At 58.2% G+C, this 17,693-nt stretch carries 13 protein-coding genes and 2 pseudogenes; 12 read left to right on the forward strand and 3 right to left on the reverse strand.

The window, feature by feature from the left end; all coding sequences use genetic code 11:
* Window positions 1–138: 138 nt before the first annotated feature.
* From mycP to eccB, 3 genes are all read right to left on the reverse strand, one after another.
* On the reverse strand, window positions 139–1,566 hold the full coding sequence (mycP, locus tag ACO07W_RS17655) for a type VII secretion-associated serine protease mycosin (protein ID WP_421845012.1): 1,428 nt from the start codon (window positions 1,564–1,566) through the stop codon (window positions 139–141).
* A 28-nt stretch (window positions 1,567–1,594) separates the two neighbouring features.
* Window positions 1,595–3,097 (reverse strand): type VII secretion integral membrane protein EccD, encoded by a 1,503-nt coding sequence (gene eccD / locus ACO07W_RS17660; protein ID WP_421845013.1) that lies wholly within the window; start codon window positions 3,095–3,097, stop codon window positions 1,595–1,597.
* A 747-nt stretch (window positions 3,098–3,844) separates the two neighbouring features.
* Complete coding sequence (gene eccB, locus ACO07W_RS17665) at window positions 3,845–5,362, reverse strand: type VII secretion protein EccB (RefSeq protein WP_421845014.1); 1,518 nt, start codon at window positions 5,360–5,362, stop codon at window positions 3,845–3,847.
* 316 nt (window positions 5,363–5,678) lie between these two features.
* Between eccB and ACO07W_RS17670 the strand changes: the two genes are divergently transcribed.
* The 12 genes and pseudogenes from ACO07W_RS17670 (at window position 5,679) to ACO07W_RS17725 (ending at window position 17,692) form a co-directional block, all read left to right on the forward strand.
* Window positions 5,679–6,005, forward strand: a complete 327-nt coding sequence (locus ACO07W_RS17670; protein ID WP_421846074.1) for a WXG100 family type VII secretion target — start codon at window positions 5,679–5,681, stop codon at window positions 6,003–6,005.
* Between the two features lie 113 nt (window positions 6,006–6,118).
* On the forward strand, window positions 6,119–6,412 hold the full coding sequence (locus ACO07W_RS17675) for a WXG100 family type VII secretion target (protein WP_421845015.1): 294 nt from the start codon (window positions 6,119–6,121) through the stop codon (window positions 6,410–6,412).
* Between the two features lie 403 nt (window positions 6,413–6,815).
* Window positions 6,816–8,522 (forward strand): IS66 family transposase, encoded by a 1,707-nt coding sequence (tnpC, locus tag ACO07W_RS17680; protein ID WP_421841636.1) that lies wholly within the window; start codon window positions 6,816–6,818, stop codon window positions 8,520–8,522.
* Window positions 8,523–8,740: 218 nt separating this feature from the next.
* Window positions 8,741–9,967 carry a hypothetical protein gene (locus tag ACO07W_RS17685; protein WP_421841638.1) on the forward strand — a complete coding sequence of 409 codons (1,227 nt, stop codon included), beginning with the start codon at window positions 8,741–8,743 and terminating at the stop codon, window positions 9,965–9,967.
* 395 nt (window positions 9,968–10,362) lie between these two features.
* A pseudogene (locus ACO07W_RS17690) lies at window positions 10,363–10,656 on the forward strand (IS1634 family transposase); the annotation flags it as partial.
* Between the two features lie 165 nt (window positions 10,657–10,821).
* Window positions 10,822–12,156 (forward strand): Mu transposase domain-containing protein, encoded by a 1,335-nt coding sequence (locus ACO07W_RS17695; protein ID WP_421841640.1) that lies wholly within the window; start codon window positions 10,822–10,824, stop codon window positions 12,154–12,156.
* Entirely contained in the window at window positions 12,153–12,965 is an 813-nt protein-coding gene (gene istB, locus ACO07W_RS17700) for an IS21-like element helper ATPase IstB (protein ID WP_421841642.1), read from the forward strand. Before ACO07W_RS17695 ends, istB begins: the two co-directional genes overlap by 4 nt.
* Window positions 12,962–13,267 carry a hypothetical protein gene (locus ACO07W_RS17705; RefSeq protein WP_421841644.1) on the forward strand — a complete coding sequence of 102 codons (306 nt, stop codon included), beginning with the start codon at window positions 12,962–12,964 and terminating at the stop codon, window positions 13,265–13,267. The genes istB and ACO07W_RS17705 overlap by 4 nt, the downstream gene beginning before the upstream one ends.
* 81 nt (window positions 13,268–13,348) lie before the next feature.
* Window positions 13,349–14,569 (forward strand): annotated as a pseudogene (locus ACO07W_RS17710) (IS1634 family transposase); the annotation flags it as partial.
* Window positions 14,559–15,398 (forward strand): ESX secretion-associated protein EspG, encoded by an 840-nt coding sequence (locus ACO07W_RS17715; RefSeq protein WP_421845016.1) that lies wholly within the window; start codon window positions 14,559–14,561, stop codon window positions 15,396–15,398. The pseudogene ACO07W_RS17710 and the gene ACO07W_RS17715, both read left to right, overlap by 11 nt.
* 647 nt (window positions 15,399–16,045) lie before the next feature.
* Window positions 16,046–17,173 (forward strand): PPE domain-containing protein, encoded by a 1,128-nt coding sequence (locus tag ACO07W_RS17720; RefSeq protein WP_421845017.1) that lies wholly within the window; start codon window positions 16,046–16,048, stop codon window positions 17,171–17,173.
* Between the two features lie 63 nt (window positions 17,174–17,236).
* Window positions 17,237–17,692, forward strand: coding sequence for a YbaB/EbfC family nucleoid-associated protein (locus ACO07W_RS17725; protein ID WP_421845018.1), 456 nt, complete (start codon window positions 17,237–17,239; stop codon window positions 17,690–17,692).
* The last annotated feature ends 1 nt before the right edge of the window (window position 17,693 follow it).

Genomic DNA, 17,693 nt, shown 5'->3' on the forward strand with positions numbered 1-17,693 from the left:
GTGACTACTATAGCGCCGGCAAAAAGGATTGCTTGCAGTACTAGAACCGACCGCAATGACAAGTATACGCGGACTGGGCCATACGCATATCTATGTCTTCCAATTTTTCGGTGCTTACCTTGAAGATAGTCTTTCACCCTAATCTTCCCGCCGGCTCAGACTTTTCAGCGTGATCGCGCCCAGGACTAATACCGCAAAAGCTAACAACCCGAACAGGGCTGTGAGCGTCGACTTGTCAACTGCTGACGTCAACAATGTAGGAACCTCGACGCTGGGTTGTGTCTCCACGAGCTGTCGACGCTCCTCCTTCGGTTGCACGTACTGCGTAAGCGCAGCTACCGGAGCGATCGATCCAGAGCCAATGAGATTACTACCGGTTCCCCCCGAAGCGGTTTGCTTGATGCGGTCGATAACGTTCACTGCGGAGAGTTCAGGGAAACGGGCGCGAACCAGAGCGGCTAGACCAGCTGCTGCCGCGGCGGCGTAGCTTGTTCCATGAATAGCCGTAGGCGCGCCGCGAGAGCCGGAATGTGCGTTAATCAGTCCCGGACCCCGGGGGTCGAGAGAGATAACGTCCGTGCCGGGAGCCGCAACGCTCACCCATACGCCGGCCAAACTCAGCGGAGATCCATCGGCTCCTCGCGCGGGCTGCCCCTTTTGATCCAGGGCGGTTACTGACAAAACGAAGTCTGAATACCAAGCCGGCGTAGCTGCGGTGATCATCCTGCTCCAGCCGGCGGGATCTTCGTCAGATGAGTCAGAAGCGTATAGCGAATTCTGTTTGCAGTTTCCTTCAACATCTCCTGAGGCCGCCACGACAACGGCATCTTCAACTGTCGCCGCGTACCATATTGCGGCGCCAAGCACTGACTGATCAATCGTGGTCGTGGCCGGTGCGGGGAGACATATCGCCCGTGGGATTGCGATGACGGTAGCGCCCAGTTTTGCGGCATGGACGATAGCTTGAGCGAGTGTCTCAAGATCCGCAGTCAATAATTGGAGACCATTGGGTACGGTCGATCCAGTCGCGATAGGATTTATTGGCTGAAATAGCTTTGAATACTGTCTTATAGATAAGATCGACGCATCAGGCGCCACACCGCTAAACGAGTCTGTAGCCGTTGGTCGCGCGGCAATGACCCCGGCAACTAAAGTTCCGTGCGCATCGCAATCTTCGAGACCGTCGCCACCCGCGGAAATGTAATCACCACCCGGCGTGACCTCTCCCAAACGCGGATGTGGGGCAACGCCAGTGTCGATTACCGCGACTAGCTGACCATCCCCGCGGCTGTAGCGCCAGGCGCGCGTTAGGTCCAAAATTTCCGCATTTCGATACGGTGCCCGAAAGTCTGTTCCCGGCAGCACCTTGGATTTCTTGCACTGATATGCCTGCCGGAGTGTGTAAACGGGACCGGGGGTACCGTCCTCGGGTACCGCTGACGGTACTACTACCGGTTTATCGAAAGCCCATGCCGCGGCCGGTGTGCCGAGCAGACTGGTCGACCACAGTAGAACAGGGATCACGCCCAACGTCAGCGTTCGGACGGGCAGCGAGCCTAGCCGCATGACGGGCTCGGGAGGGACTGGAGCTGTCTCATCTCAAGGTCCTGATGATCGAATAAGCATCGACAATCCAAAGACCTAGCGGGAATAGCGAAGCTACCGCCAAGAATTCAGTCCACTCACCGATCTTACGCTGCACCGGATTAAAAGTCGCACCAGGAAGTTTGAAACCAGCGATCAGCGTGAGCAGCGAAAATAGTAGGAGGATCGCCACCGTGACAATAACTGCAACCGCTCGCCCGTCTGCTAGAGCGAATCGCACCATTGTTGCGAGAACGACAATGGCGCCGACTCCCAACAACGGTGCAACCTGCCAACGATCGGCAAAGCAACGGGCGCGCCGGATGATTGCGTAGAGAGTCAGTGCGGAGAATATTGCGCTCAGCCAAGGTCGGTTATTCCCTGGGCTGAGGACCAGCAACAGGCCAATTCCAGTTCCTGCGGCGGACGTCCATACTAGGCCGCAAAGATAGCGATTAGCGGTTACCGCTCTTCGTTCGAAGACGTTTGAACTTGGCAGGGTGATCTTCTCAGCTGTGAACTCTCTTTTGTTGCTGAAGATCATTTGCTTCTGCGCTGGTTCGATATCGCTTACGCGGACGCCCATCGGCGGCAGTTGAGGCAACGGGATTCGTGATGCGATGATTGAGAGCCGAGGTGCCAAAGAAAGCATCAGCATGGATATCAATGTCAATCCAGTTCCCAGGCCAGTATCACTCGTCTGGAATAGTTCCGCTACGGTAGCCGAAGCCAACATAAGAGCGCCGGAAGCGCCCATAGATACGCCCAAGAGCACGGCTATTCGGAGCAATGTAATTGAAACAACAGCCACGGCGGTGACTGCTCCAGCTGCGAGGATAAAGTTGTACGCAGACCATCTGCTCGGCACCGCGGTGAACCCGCCAACTGCGGCCAGCAAATAAGACCCGCCGACAAACACTGTCGCGGCGACCGCATTATTTAGCCGATTTCTGGTGATCCAGGCGGCAATCAGAGAGGCTACCGCCGCGTTAAGGCAGAACCAGCCCGCTGCTACATTTTGCCGCTCAATTATCGCAAATAGACCTACCAGGAGTGCTGCGGACGCATAACACATTACTGCGATCGTCGCGCCCATGCGTCGCGAAGAATCGGAACTCCAGGATTGAAAACGATCTTGAGATACACGCGATACTGCGTCGGTAACGTCGTCAACGACAAGTGGAGATTTCTCGCGGCTGTTTGTCCATGCCAAAACTAATAGTGACCCGTCGGAAACGTTGCATTCCTGAAGAGTGCTGTTTGGTGGCATCGGTGAATCCGCTACACGACCTAGGGTCCATCCTCCTGGATGGAGAGGTCTGCGAGAAAATATGTCATCCATCGATTCTTGGCCGATATTTTCCACCAATATTTCAACAACGCTCACCGCTAATGTCCGGATGGGTATATCAGCAGGAAGGGTCATGTCGATTTGGCGTTCGCCAGCCAAAATACCGACCCGGCAGACGCGAGTAGAACTCACATAACTGTCAGGTGCTGAATGAATACTCATAGTTTATTCGATAGGTATCCTACGGTCTGCGTTGAAACGCGGTCAAGATGGCTGGCGCGATTTCGTGGAACATTTTCCGTGTGCGGAGCAGTCCGACTCGGAACAGTCGCTCTCGTCGCTGCGTAATACGACTGTATGGCGTGCCAGCGGGCTGGCCGGGGGCATACGGCGGTTAGTAGCCGCACACCGAACACCGGTGGAAACCGGCTGGCGGCTACGGCGATCCTGGCTGGATTCGGTATCCCGTTCGGTGTTGACCGCCGCGGTCTGGGACGGTAGCGGGCGGTGCCCGGCGAAGGAGCCCGGGCGTCGAGAAGACGCAGGGAACTCGGCTAGCACGGAGTCTGCGAGCCCAAGCGGCGTTGGCGGGTGAAGTTTCGATGTAGAAGGTGGACTCGATAGGGTTGGCGGCGCATAACTGGGTTCGAAACCCAGCGGGCGAGCCTGGCCTCGTTGATGTCGCCGGCGTCGTAGGTAGCTGTTGTAGATGACTTTGAGCGTGGCTGCGCTTGCCGCTTCAGGCATGGCGCCAGTGGCATCGGCCTGCTTGCGCCACAGGCCGGGTGGCAACGTGAGTTCGGGGAACACCTCACGTGATACCGCTCAGAAGTTGATGCAGCGCTTCGCTGGTCAAAGCCAAACATCAAAACGTGAGAATGTGTCTCAAGCTGGGTGGGCGTGGTGCCCGAGTAACAGCTCCAATAGCACCGAGATCTCCGTAAAAAATTCGAGTCCAAACGGTCGAAGTCAATTTGGTGTATGGGTGACTGACAACAAAAGTGCATTCTCTCTGGAAAGTTCCGGGCCGCTAGGCAGAAGTTTCAGGATGCTCCACGGCATGGGTAGGGGTGGTCCCGAAATCCCGAGGCTCTTTTGCGGACTCTTGTCTTGACGCCCGGAACGGCTGGGAATGCTGTATTTCACCCCGGTATCAGAAATCCACCATGCTGATTCCGCCGTATGCGCGGTGGGCGATCCGCCGCGCACCTGGACGAATAGTCCGGTACCTGGATGCACGTAAACTCCATTGGGCGCGATTCCGTCTTCAGACTGGCTGCTCACCAGGCTTGGCTGGACTACGTCCTTCAATTGATCATCAGATAGTGGGAGTCCGCCGCCTATAAAAATAGCGCTCCGGACATGATGTGTTCCAGCTTCTTGACTCCAGGTCAGGCAGGTCACTGGAAAACGAAAGGTATCTACGAAACGCAGTGGTTGATCTGGGTAATAGTCAACATCCAAGGCTGAACTTCTAGGGATGCCAGACAGGGCTCCCAAGGGGACCGGAATCACGGCCGAAGATTGCGGATAGCCGTTTATGACTATTTGCGCAGTTATATGTGTTACCCGCTGAATGCCGTCTTTGAGGACAACAAACAGATCTGGATTCCCGTCAAACCCCGTGACTTGCAGCACGGACCCGATTAGTGCCTGGTCAGGTAGCGATGACGGCCATGTCGGGGGGGTCCCAAGATCGGCGATGAATGGCACTCCTAGGAATGGTGTTGAGGGGATCGCATTATATAGCGCGGCACTAATGGGTGTTGGCTGGGGAAGGTTGATCGCGTTTACCTGGCCCGAGAGTGCACGCATCACGTCTGGATTGTTAATATCAACGGGCGTCCGGTGGTTTCCATAAATGATGTTGATTTCGTCGGCCATACGCACAACAATGGCCGAAGACGGTGCCAGTGGAAAAGTGTCGGGCTTTGCCGTGGGCCGTCCTATTATCGCTGTGACAGCCGGCGGCGCGTTGCGCTTGGCCCGGTGCGCTGAATCGCAAATAGACCAATTTGATGCGTCGGTTGACATCTTTTTCGGAATAAAATTCGGTGCACCGGGAATCCCGACGAGCGGGCCGCGTGGAATGTTTGTGATTGCCGAAGCGTTGACAAATTTTGGTAATTCTGGGCTACCGGTTATCAGCTGTGCTGACGTCAAGTTGTGCACTGGATGTATCCGCTGGCCGATGCGTACGAATAGTGCGCCATTCTGCTTAATTGCGACAATCTTTTCGTTGCCCAATGCCGGTTGGGATGAGAAAAGCGAAAGTACGAAGGCGCCTACGGTCACCAAGCCGGAAAGAATAATCCCCACTGTCATGGCTCGGGACGAACTGCGTAGCGGATCGTGCAGCATCCGGGTATCCCATCGCACTAATCCGTGTATGAGTCGGTGCAGCATGAAATTCCACCCTGACAATTGAATTCGCGATGTAACAGTCCGGGCAAGCAGGCGCTGATAGGCGGGGCGGCTCTGACTCATGGCGACATGCCTACATCACCATGCGCCCAGATGCCACTGAACCTGCGTCGCGCCGTGGCGATCGTCCGGCTCGCCGAGGGTTTTGGAGGCGTCGCTGCTGCGTGACATGCCGGATACCTGGAAGACCTTGTGGGTTCCTGGGAGGAGTCTGGACATCCGAAACCGAGGGCGCTACTGTGATCCGCGCAACTAAGCACGGCAAAAAGTGACGGACGCCACGGACTGGTAAAGCCACGGACTGGTTTAGGAGCTCTCGACGTCACGCAGGTGGACGTGGCACTTCGATGAACAAGCTCAACGAAGCAGGAGAGGGTTGATGGCAGAAAATCTATATGCCAGCGGTGCCGATCTGACAGCGGCAATCGGTCGGATGGACGATCTTTCGGGTCAGATCCGGAGTGTGATGGCTAGGGTCTCGAGCGCGGCGGGTGAGGCTCAAGCATCTTGGCACGGCCAGGCGAACATGGCCTTTACCCAATCGATCGCTGATTGGCACCAGGCCACCACCCAGTTGGATCGCGCTCTCGTCAATATCCACGATTCTGTCCATTCATCAAATATCGCGATGACGCAAGCCGAAGATAACAACGCGAACGCCCTACGCCACGCGGGCGGTGGATTGCTTAACTTTGGGATCGGCTGAACTCAATTCAACGCCCAGGAATATGGGCAAAAGACAAGCGATAGCGGCAATCATTATCAATTTAAGTTCGGTCCCCTGGCATCTCCAACGCCCTGAATGAGAAGGCGGTAGTTATGAGTTACTCGATTGCATACAACTTTGGCCAGATTGCTAACACCAGCGCGTCTATCGGTACGAACAGTGCACAGTTGCAGCAGCTGATTGACGAGATGGATCAGCTCGTAAACAAGCGTTTGCAGGCAGTATGGGCTGGTCAAGCTGGAGTTAGCTACCAGGTGGCGGCAGCGCAGTGGGGTCAGGCGGCAGCCAACGTGCGACTGGCGTTGGCGCGTTTAGGTGCAGCGGTGGGTAACGCAGGCGCAGACATGCGATCAACCGACTTGAGGAATTCATCTCTATTCATCTGAGTCTCTGGCTCAAAATATAGATGCTCTCCGCGGTGTTGAACAGGAAGTGATGCTTGCATCACTTCCTGGCCGCGATGGTTGAATTTTTCTGACGCGGTGTATTCAAGTCTTAAGGAGGTCGCCACGGTTCTGAACTTAGATCCTATAGTCAGTGCTGAATTTAGCATTAGCCAGCTTTGGGTGCTCATGAAATGCCTCGATATCCACGAGCTACCCCCCGTGTAAACATTCAGCTGTGGCGTGGCGGTTTTTCTTCTTAAATCCGGAAAAGGGTTTGTTTTTCGCTGTCTGCCGGTGGTGGGGTGTCGATTCTATGCGGGCATCTTGTTGTGGGGTTTTCAGGGGTTTCTCGCAGTCTGGTTGGGTTGGCGGTGGGCGGGCGTCTGTGGTTACGCTGCAGGGTATGGTGGGCGCGTCTGTGGTGTCGACGCCACCCACTCGTGGTGACCGTGGACTGCTTGAGCAGTTGACCCGCCCAGAGTTATGTGTCCGCGTTCGCGAACAAGCTCAGCACATTGTTGCGTTGTCTGCGCGGATTGATGACCTGACCGCCCGCAATACGGACTTGGCTGCTAGTAACGCGCATCTGGGGGCAAAGCTCGATGCGGTGACTGCGCGCAACACCGATTTGGCGACCACAAATGCGGCTCTGGTCGCCACGAATGCGCAGCTGGTCTCCACGAATGTGGAGTTGACTGCGGCTCATGAGGACCTGTCTGCCCGGTTGGCCCGGTACAAGTATCTATTTTCGCGGAACAGTGGGAATTCGTCGCTGCCGCCGTCGAGTGATGACATGGTTGGCCGCACACCGCCAGTCAAACCCACACCGCCGCTGATCTGGAAGCGGCATCGCGGCAAACAGCCTGGTGCTGCGGGTAAACATTTGGGCTGGACCGATAAACCTGACCGGTTCGTGGATCGGTTCCCGACCGGGGTGTGTGGCTGCGGTCGTGACCTGGGTGAGGCGATGGATGTGGGAATCACCGATTCCTATCAGCAGCATGATATTCCCCGGGTTACGGTGGCGATCACCCAATACGACCAGCATCGGGTGTGTTGTGGCTGCGGGAGGGTGCACATCGCCGCCCGGCCCGAGGGGCCTGGGGGTGGGCTGGTGGGTTATGGGCCGAACCTGCAAACCTTGGCCGGCTATCTGCTGGTTTATCAGCATCTTCCGGTTAGCCGTGTTGCAGCGGTGTTGGCGGCGCTTACCGGTAGGTCCCCGAGTGTGGGGTTCATCCACGGGCTGTTGGCGCGCATCGCTGCTGGTCTGGAGGGCGCTGAGGCGCGTATCCGCGCGTTGATCACCCACGCCGATGCGGTGTGTGTTGATGAGACCCCGATCCGGGTCGGCCCAGCTCAACCGGCGCCGGGGCGTAAAAAAGCGCAGAAGTATCTTCTGGTGGCGGCAACGGAGAAATACACCAGCTATGTGGTGGGGGATCGTGACCTGGACACGTTTACGCATACGGTGATTCCCGATCTGGGCGTGAACACGGTCATGGTCCATGACCGGTATGCAAACTATGACTCCTCGGTCTTGGGGTTGCATACCCACCAGTTGTGTATCGCCCATTTGTTGCGGGATCTTGCTGGGGTTGGCGAGGTTTACCCCGCGCAGAAGTGGCCGTCACAGATCGGTTGGGCGCTGCAAGCGTTGGTTCATCAGGCGAAATTGGCTCGCACCGCCGGTGCGGAAAGTATTGATGCTGCGGTCCGCGACAGGTGGGTGACAGTGTTTCGTGATGGTGTGCACATGGGTCTTCACCACACCACCACGAAAGCCAACCGTGGTGGCCGACACCGGCCTGGGGTGCGTAAGGCGCGGCTGCTGCTGGAAGTTTTGCGTGACCGCGAGGTTGATGTGCTGCGGTTTGCCCACCATCTTGGAGTGCCGCCGACGTCGAATCAGGCTGAGCGTGACCTACGCCCGGCCAAAATCCAGCAGAAGATTTCGGGCCGGTTAACCAGTCTGGCCCGCACTCGCGAGCGTTACCGTATCCGTGGTTACCTGTCCACCGCAGCCAAACACGGACACAACCCCTACGATGTGCTGTATCAGGCGATTACCGCAACACCCTGGATTCCGCCTGATCCAGCCCCGACCTAATCGCTTACCACCAGCACAACGTTTTCCGGCGAGGAGCCGCGTTGATGATCACGCCATCGAGCCTCGGTTCAACATCCCGATGGAGTATTTATAAGTCCGTCATCCCTTCAACGACTATGAGGGGCGTGGACAGAAATCGTCGGTTAACGGTTACCCGTGCTGGATTCATCAGGATAAACGTTCTGAATCATGATCGACGGTGGTAGGACGAGGCGGGCATGGCGACACATGACGGGGATGTAGCCAGGGCCACTAGTGGTGCGATAAGCGATGCCAGCGGCTCTTCTCACGGCCCGTCCGGTAAGGGCAGCTTTTTTCAGAGTCTCGACGGTACGGGCGGTGGTCTTGCCGATCAGGCAGCCCGCGACACTCTTGACGGTGGTGGCAGCTTTTTTCAGGGTATCGGCGGTATGGGCGGTATGGTCCCTGGCATGGTCGGCGGGATGGCCGGCAGTATGGCTGGCGGCGCCATCGGAAATGAGATCGGCGGTTCCACTGGTTCCATGGTCGGCAGCATGGTGGGCATGATCGGCGGTCAAATGGCCGGAGAGGCGATTGGCCGCTATTTTTTTGGAGGTTCTCCTGATAGCGGGGCTTCCACTAAAAAGCCGCCCGCCACGCCCGGTTCCGGTGGTGGCACACAATCTGCCAATAGTGGTGAAACCGAAGTTAAAATGCCTGTCACCGCCTCGGGTTCCGGTGGGGACACACACTCTGCCAGCAGTGACGAAACCGCCGCTGACAGGCCTGCCGGTTCCGGTGGTGGCACACAATCTGCCAGCAGTGGTGAAACCGAAGTTAAAATGCCTGTCACCGCTTCGGGTTCTGGTGGGGACACACACTCTGCCAGCAGTGACGAAACCGCCGCTGACAGGCCTGCCGGTTCCGGTGGTGGCACACAATCTGCCAATAGTGGTGAAACCGAAGTTAAAATTCCTGTCACCGCCTCGGGTTCTGGTGGGGACACACACTCTGCCAGCAGTGACGAAACCGCCGCTGACAGGCCTGCCGGTTCTGGTGGGAAAGCTGTGGATCAACTGTCACCAGGGACGGTAAATATAGTGGATCAGCACGGAAACTCTATTGGAACCATACAAATAGAGAGCCCGCGTGCTTCAGATACGGTGGGGTTGGGTGCTGGTGGTCAGCCTGACGGAAATATGATGACCTATGATTATCAGGGAATTTCCAATGCGGAGAATGGCATGCGGAAATCGGTCTCACGTTCAGAATCAATATTAGGTGAGATCCGTAGCGCGCAAAGCTCTCTGGCGGATATGTCCCAAGGGCAATCTTCAGCAGCTGCCCAAAATCGTCTAGCGTATCTGATGCTCGCTAATGAAAAAACCATCAGTGCTACCAGTAAGGCCTTGGACTACCTCGATTTAGCATCAACGCAAATGCGGCACACCGAGCATCAGCAAGCCGTACAATTCGGGATATAACTATCGCAAAAATGCATCGTATATGAATACAGATACTTATTCAGGAACTGGGGGAAACAGGGTCGTTGGACCCGGCTTTAGAGTAGACAAGATAGCAGGCTAGAGGTGAATTCTAGGAATAGCGTATAAACAACTTTGAATAAGCCCCGATGATGAAAAGATGTCGCGCATATCCCGATGATCTACTCCGCATCCCGACTATTTTGCGTTAGAAACTGTTGCCGTTGATGCGGATCTTGAAACATTACGCGCCGCCTTTCACGTAAATAGCAGCGGCTTAAACCTGACTTTTATCACCGTCGGTGGTCCGCTGATTATGCAGGTCTGTGACCTGTGCATTCGCTGGATTCCTGGTGCGGATTTGTGCACTAGCCGGCGACCCGTAGGGTGCCGGCGTGGCCTATGTGCGCACCGTGAAGACGTCCTCGGGGGCGACGGCGGTGCAGGTCGTGTGGTCCTCGCGACGGGGGTCACGCAAGATCGAGCACCTGGGTTCGGTACACGACGAGGCCGGGGTCGCCGCTCTGAAAGCCGCCGCTGCTCAGCGGTTGGCCGCCGGGCAGACTCAACTCGACCTGGGCCTGGCCGAACGCTCAGCCTCGGAGCCGTTGCCGATCACGTCCTCGAAATCGGTGCTGCTGTGGGAGGCACTGTGCGCTGCCTATGCGCATCTCGGGTTCGCTGCTGCCGCTCATTTGAAAGTGACCACTCCTGCTCATCGAAAGTGACCACCTGTAGGCGACTCGCTATTTGAAGTCTGCCGGTTATAGGTGGGCCCCTTCCAGGCTCTGGGTGTCTAAGTACCAGAAGCCATAGGAAGGGGCCGTGCCTCGATGCTCGCATGGGAGTCAGTCGTGGAGATAGAAGCATTACGCAGTCAGGGATGGACGATCAGTGCGATCGCCCGCCACCTTGGAGTGACACGGGTAACGGTGCGCCGTTACCTGTCTAGCAAACAATCACCGGGGGTACGAGCCCCGTCGGGGCCGGATCGGTTCGCCGAATACGCGCAGTATTGCCGGTTACGGTTGGCCGCTGACCCGCACCTGTGGGCCACCACACTGTTCGACGAAGTCACCGCACTGGGCTATGGCGGTTCGTATTCGTCGTTTACCCGCGCGATCCGCCAACGAAACCTTCGCCCGGTCTGTGAGACCTGCAAGCAGTCCCGAACCGCTGATCGGGCCGTTATTGAGCACCCGCCCGGGCAGGAAACGCAGTGGGATTGGCTCGAACTTCCTGATCCACCGACAGGTTGGGGTTGGGGTGATAAAGCCTATGTGCTGGTTGGGGTGTTGGCGCACTCGTCACGTTGGCGTGGGTGGCTGGCCGAATCTACCGATCAACCCCACCTGATCGAAGGCCTGGACGCGGTTGCGCACCGGCTTGGTGGGCTCACACGCCGGTGGCGGTTTGACCGGATGTCGACGGTGGCCCAACCGAAAACAGGGCGCCTACAAGTGTCGTTCGGGCCGATCGCGCGCCACTACCAGGTGGGTATCGACCTGTGCCCGTCCTATCACGCCTGGCGCAAAGGAGCGGCCGAAAAAGCGGTCGGGGTAATCACCGGACGCTGGTGGCGCACCCTCGGTGACGACGTGACCCAAGCTCAAGCCCAAGACAGGCTTGATCGGCTCTGCCGACGCCTAGATGGGCGTAAACGTGTGGTCGGCGGTATCGCCACCACAGTGGGGGCGCTGGCCGACGCTGAGGCGCTACGCCCGGTCCCGTCTGCTTATTCCGCCGACCTGCAGGTGATACGTACGGTGAGTAATCAGGCGCGGATAGCGTTTCGTGGCAACATCTATTCGGTGCCGCCTGGCCATACCGGCCACCGGGTGCTGATACGCCACCGTCTTGGTGGGCTGGACCTACAGATCGTTACCGAGACCGGGGTGGTGCTGGCCGCTCATCGCCGCGCACCCGATGGGGCCGGTACGGTCGTCTGCGACCCATCCCATGTGGACGCGATGCGCAAAGTGGTGCTAGCCAACTTCGCCGATAAACCCCAGTGCAGCGGCAAACACCGCCGCCCACCAACCGCAGAAGCCCTCGCTGAAGCGCAACGTCTTCGCCACGCCAACCAGCAACACAGCCCCGGTGAGCAGGTGGTGGCTGATTTCGCCCGCTACGCTGCAGCAGCCCGCCTGCTGGGTTCCGGGGACCACGAACAGGGGGCGGCTCGATGACCAGCAGTCCTACCAGCCAAGCCGCTACCTACCAGCGGCTACGCGCTCACCTGAGTTTCTTGAAGCTGGCCGCTGCCGGTGAAGCTCTCTCCGGTGTGCTTGATGCCGCCCGCACTGGCGAGCACACCACCGTCGATGTCCTCGAAGAACTGCTGGGGATCGAAGTCACCGCCACCACACAGCGTCGGCTTGCCACTCGGCTGCGGTTTGCGTGTCTGCCCACCCACGCACGCTTGGAGCAGTTCGACTTCACCGCACAACCCGGCGTCGATGCCAAACTCATCACCGAGTTGGCGTCGCTGCGGTTCCTCGATGATGCCGGCAACGTCATGTTCGTTGGCCCGCCGGGCACCGGAAAAACGATGCTGGCGATCGGGTTGGCCCGCGCAGCTGCCGAAGCCGGGCACCGGGTGTACTTCACCACCGCCGACGATCTGGCCCACCGCTGCCGCAAAGCCGCCACCGAAGGCCGCTGGGATAGCTGTATGCGGTTTTTGACCGGGCCGAAATTGTTGGTGATCGACGAATTCGCCTACGCACGAACCCATCCCGACCCTGAAGCCAACACCGCCCTATTCGAGGTGATCACACGGCGCTACCTGAAATCCTCGACGATCATCACCACCCACACCGGGATTGCCGGATGGGGCGAACGCCTCGGGGACCCGATGCTGGCCGCGGCAATCCTTGATCGTCTGCTCCACACCGGAGTTGTGGTCTCTATCGACGGGCCGTCCTATCGGATGCGGGCCCATCAACAACGCAGCGACTCCCTACGGCGTGCGTTACACCCCACGGACCAGCCATGAACACCGACACCACCTGCCACACGTGTGGACAAGCGATCACCGTCACGACTCGCAACCCCAACCGACGCTACTGCTCGCCCCGCTGCCGCAAAGCCGCCTGGCAAACACAACAACGCAACAGAAAAACTGTCGAAAAGCGCCCTGATACAGCCCCCGTCGCCGTCGCCAACGACGTCGGCGCCGCCGTTGGTGCCGCCAACGGAACGACCCGATGCCCGAACTGCCGACACGAACTCGCCGTCATCGCCGTCGTCATCCCCGCCGACGCCGCCCACGTCCACACCCCGGAGGTGATCACATAGCGCTACCCTGAACACACCGCCAGGGTGGTCATTTTCAATGAGCAACTCTGGTCACTTTCGGTGAGCGCCAGCATCGCCACGGCCGCCGATGAGGATGAGGCGTTTCGCCAGCTGGTGCTGGCGCGGATCATCGAACCGACCAGCAAGGCCGACTCACTGCGGGTCATCGACGAGACTGGCGTGGCGCCGGTGTCCTACCCGACTTTGAATCGTCGCCTGCCAGTATTCGCCAAACCCGCTTTCCGGCAGGCACTGTCGACCGCGTGTGCGATGCATGCGCAGCTGGGTCCAGCCAGCCTGGTGCTCTACGACGTGTCGACGCTTCACTTCGAGACCGATGCCGGTGACGGCTTCCGTGAGCCCGGATTCTCCAAGGAAAGACGGCTGGACCCGCAGATCACGCTGGGGTTGTTGACTGATGCTGCTGGGTTCCCGCTGACGGTCGCGGCCTTCGAAGGCAATAAGGCAGAGACCGCGACCATGGTGCCGGTCATCAACGCGTTCAAGACCGCCCACCAGCTCTCCGAGGTCACCGTCGTTGCCGATGCCGGGATGATCTCGGAAGCCAACCAGATCGCCCTGCAAGCCGCAGGGCTGTCCTACATTCTCGGCGCGAGGATTCCGTTGCTGCCTGATGTGGTGCGCGAGTGGTGCGACAAACACCCCGATGAGGCGATCCCCGACGGCCTGATACTCACGCAACCGTGGCCATCGACCAGCGGCGAGAAGGCCCGCGGTGTCCCCGATCGGGTGATCCACTACCAGTACCGCCACGACCGGGCCCGGCGCGCGCTACGCGGAATCGACGAACAGATCGCCAAGGCCCAACGAGCCGTCGACGGTCACGCCCCGGTCAAACGCAACCGCTACATCCAGCTCACCGGTGCCACTAGGACCGTGAACAGGCAGTTGGAGACCAAGACCCGCGCCCTGGCCGGCTGGAAGGGTTACACCACAAACCTGGTCAACCAGCCTGCGTCGTTCGTCATCGATGCCTACCACCAGTTGTGGCGCATTGAGAAGGCCTTTCGGATGTCTAAGCACGACCTGCAAGCCCGCCCGATTTATCACCGCACCCGCGACTCCATCGAGGCCCACCTCAGCGTCGTCTTCGCTGCGACGGCCGTCTCGCATTGGATCGAGCACCAGACTGGTTGGAGCATAAAGAAATTCGTGCGCACCGCGCGCCGCTACCGCACCGTCACCATCCAAGCCGGCAACCACACCCTGACTGCCGCCGAACCCCCACCACCCGACCTCGCCGAAATCCTCGCCAAGACCCACGACCTACGTGCGCACTAGCCTGATAAAAGTCAGGTTAAACGGCCACCTGAATTATTACCCCCCCGTCCTGGAAGTCTTTCCCCCCGCCTACTGCAGTGATGATCGACTACGGCGGAACGAGGAAGCCAAGGCATGGGAGGAGCTAGAGGAGCAGGGCGCGGTGTCCGGCGTATTTGGGAATGCCCAGTCTGTTGATGCAGTTATCAGGCAGTGGATGCAGGTCCTGGCGCGTCCAGATATAGAATTAAATACCTATATCTGGCGAGGCGAAAGCAAACTGCAAATTTGCGTCGCTAGGAGGGGGCCGCTGCATTCTGTTGCCATGCGTTATGGTGAGTTGATTCTATTTCAGCACCTGACAGATACGAATGTGGTTACCGGTGTTCCGCAAGTCGTAGCGCCTATTTTAAGCGCCCTTGGCATGGCTGCGGCGGCAGAATTCGATGCTTTCAGCTTGTCGGCAGACGAAGCCGCTGCAATCGACTCTCGTGTTGGAGAGGCGTCTGGGGATTCGCGGCGGAGCGGCCTGCGGGAAGCCCTCGTCAATGGCGGTGTTGGTGGGTCTGCGGCTGATTTTTTTGCCGAGGCATTCGCTGATATTGACAAGGTTTGGCGTTCGGAAATAACGGCCGCGGAACATTCTGCTAGTCTAAGAAATACCGGCAAGGGCAGTGTGGGAATACTCGATACACCTTCGGGTCGGATTTTGGCGGTGCCGAACGAGGCCGTCGATGGGAACCTATGGTCCACGTTCGCGCCGGGGACGGATACCAGAATTATCCGCTCTATCGAGGAAATGATCGAGACGTTGCCGTGCGGATCTTGGTTTGCGGCGGAACGGTTTTGAAGCACTGCGCCGAAGTTGTCGGCACCGTGTCAGCTTTTCGAGGTCTACTGATTAGGCGGATCTGAGTCAGGCCGAATAATCAAGAAAGCGATCATGAATAGTACTAAATTCCGGAGGCGGGAAATAGGATGACAGCAAAAGCGGATGTCAGCATCGATGGATTAGAAGACCTTCTGAATGCCCTTACCGGATTACTTGGAGGGCTAAACGTAGCGGACGGCGCCGCGTTTCTCGAAAGTTTGAATTTACCGGGTCTTTTAGGATCTTTATCCGGCTTGCTTGATACAGTCACAACCGGCCTCGGGGCCCTGCCCGGATTTTTGGAAGGTATTGAAGGTTCACTGGGCAGTTTTCTGGATGTTGTCGGCCCTGCACTGAATGGACTTCTCGCTACGGTCGAACCATTAGTTATCTCACTGGGCAATATATTATCTAGCGCCGATGGTCTGCTCGCAGGCCTGGTAGCGCTTAACCAAAGCGTTGGGCCGATCATAGCTGGTATCACCGACTTTTTTACGGCTGGCGTGCAAAATCTTTTGGTCCCGTTCATACCCTTGTTGGAGGCGGTAGGACCTGCTTTGGACCGCATAATAGGAGATTTCCTGAGTTCGGTACGAAGTCTCAGCAGCGCCTTGGACACTGTGATCGTGCCCGTCGCCAGCGCACTGGGTGATTTCCTCATCAACGGGATCTTGAGTTTCGAAGATTTCTCCGAAGGTCTTGCTGTTCTCTTGCGTGCGCTTGATTTTCGAATTACCGGGGCGCTCGGTAGTTTCAGCTCCGGCGCTGGCGACATCTTCCGATCCATCGCCGACTGGCTTGGACTCCCCCCGGAAGTCAATTCTGCGAGCATCAACAGTGGCGCTGGTCCGACGACCATGCTGGCCGCGGCCAGTGCGTCGCAGGCACTGTCGGTGAGCACAGCCGAATCTAGCGCGGAGGTCCAGACCGCGATGAGCGAACTCGCCACGGCTGGCCTTCAGGGTGTTGCCGGGGATGCAGTGGCGAGATCCCTTGGTCCGCAAGCTGAGTGGATGACTGAAGTGGCCAACGGCTTGCAAGGCGCCGGGCAGGCGCAGGCGCAGGTTGCCGCGGCTTACCAAGCTGCTCGAGCTACGACGCCGAGCGTGGGTGAGATTCAGACCAACCAGAACAGTTTCGTCAATCTAGAAAACACCAATTTCATGGGCATCAACAGCGGCTCGCTCGCCAGCAACCGAGCAGACTACGGGCGGATGTGGGTGCAGGCCGGATCGGCGATGAACGGGTATGCCGCGCAGGCTGAGGCGGCTGCCGCCCAGGCGGTAGCGTCGACGCCGTCACCGCCGCCCGCAGGCCCCCCGGCAGCTGCGGGAGCAGTCGGAGCTGGCGGACTAGCATCCCAGGGTTCCGGTGTTGTCACAGCCGCTGGCTCGATGGTGGCCACGGGCGCGGGTCTGGTCGGGGGAGTAGCGCCTGCAGCGGCAATGGGTACTGCCGGAAGTGCCGGCGCGGCACCGGTTGTCGGCGGCGCGAGCGGCGTTGCTGGACCGTCGGCAGCTTTGTTGAGTACAGCGCAGCAACCCGGGGCATCTGGTACGCCAGGTGGTTTGCTACGTGCGGGCGAAGGTCAGAACTCCAAGGGAGATTTCCGGCTTCCGCAGAGTTGGGTGCCACCCGCAGATGACATGGGATTGACTCCGCTCGCCTCGCCGGGGATGACAGTGTCGGTATCCGAGAACGTGGACGGAGGGAGTCTGCTGGCGGAGCTGGGAAGGGAGCGTGTCTCGCTGTGATTGCTTCTGGGCTCACGTCAGTAAACCCAAATGGACGAACATGTCGTTGCACTGTGATGACGCTTGACATCGGGGGTATTCGTGGAACCTGAAAAAACTTCGCAGCGCGAAGGTGATATTCAACTTCTGAAAGATCGCTTAAATGCTGCTCAGCAGGCCATGGCCGATGCTCGGCAGAAAATCGAGTCAATGAATCAGGAGGTGAATGCGCGACAGGGGATCGTCAATGAATTGTTTGCGAGTGGCAACATCGGCAATATGGCTAATCAGCTTGAAGCCGCAAAACGGCAGTTCGCAGACCTGCAGAAGAATCTTTCCGAGGCGATCTTCACCTCTGTCAGTGATGGCGGTTTGGTGCAGATGTCTTTGAAGGGCAACGGTGAGGTGGTCTCTTTAAAGGTATCGCCAGAAATCGTCGATCGAGATGATATCGAAACTTTGGAGGACTTTATCGCTGGAGTTGTCAGTGACGGAATCAAACAAATCACGACAGCCTTGCGGGGCAGTCTCCCAATCTGAA

Source organism: Mycobacterium sp. (genome assembly GCF_965230835.1).
Classification (GTDB): domain Bacteria; phylum Actinomycetota; class Actinomycetes; order Mycobacteriales; family Mycobacteriaceae; genus Mycobacterium.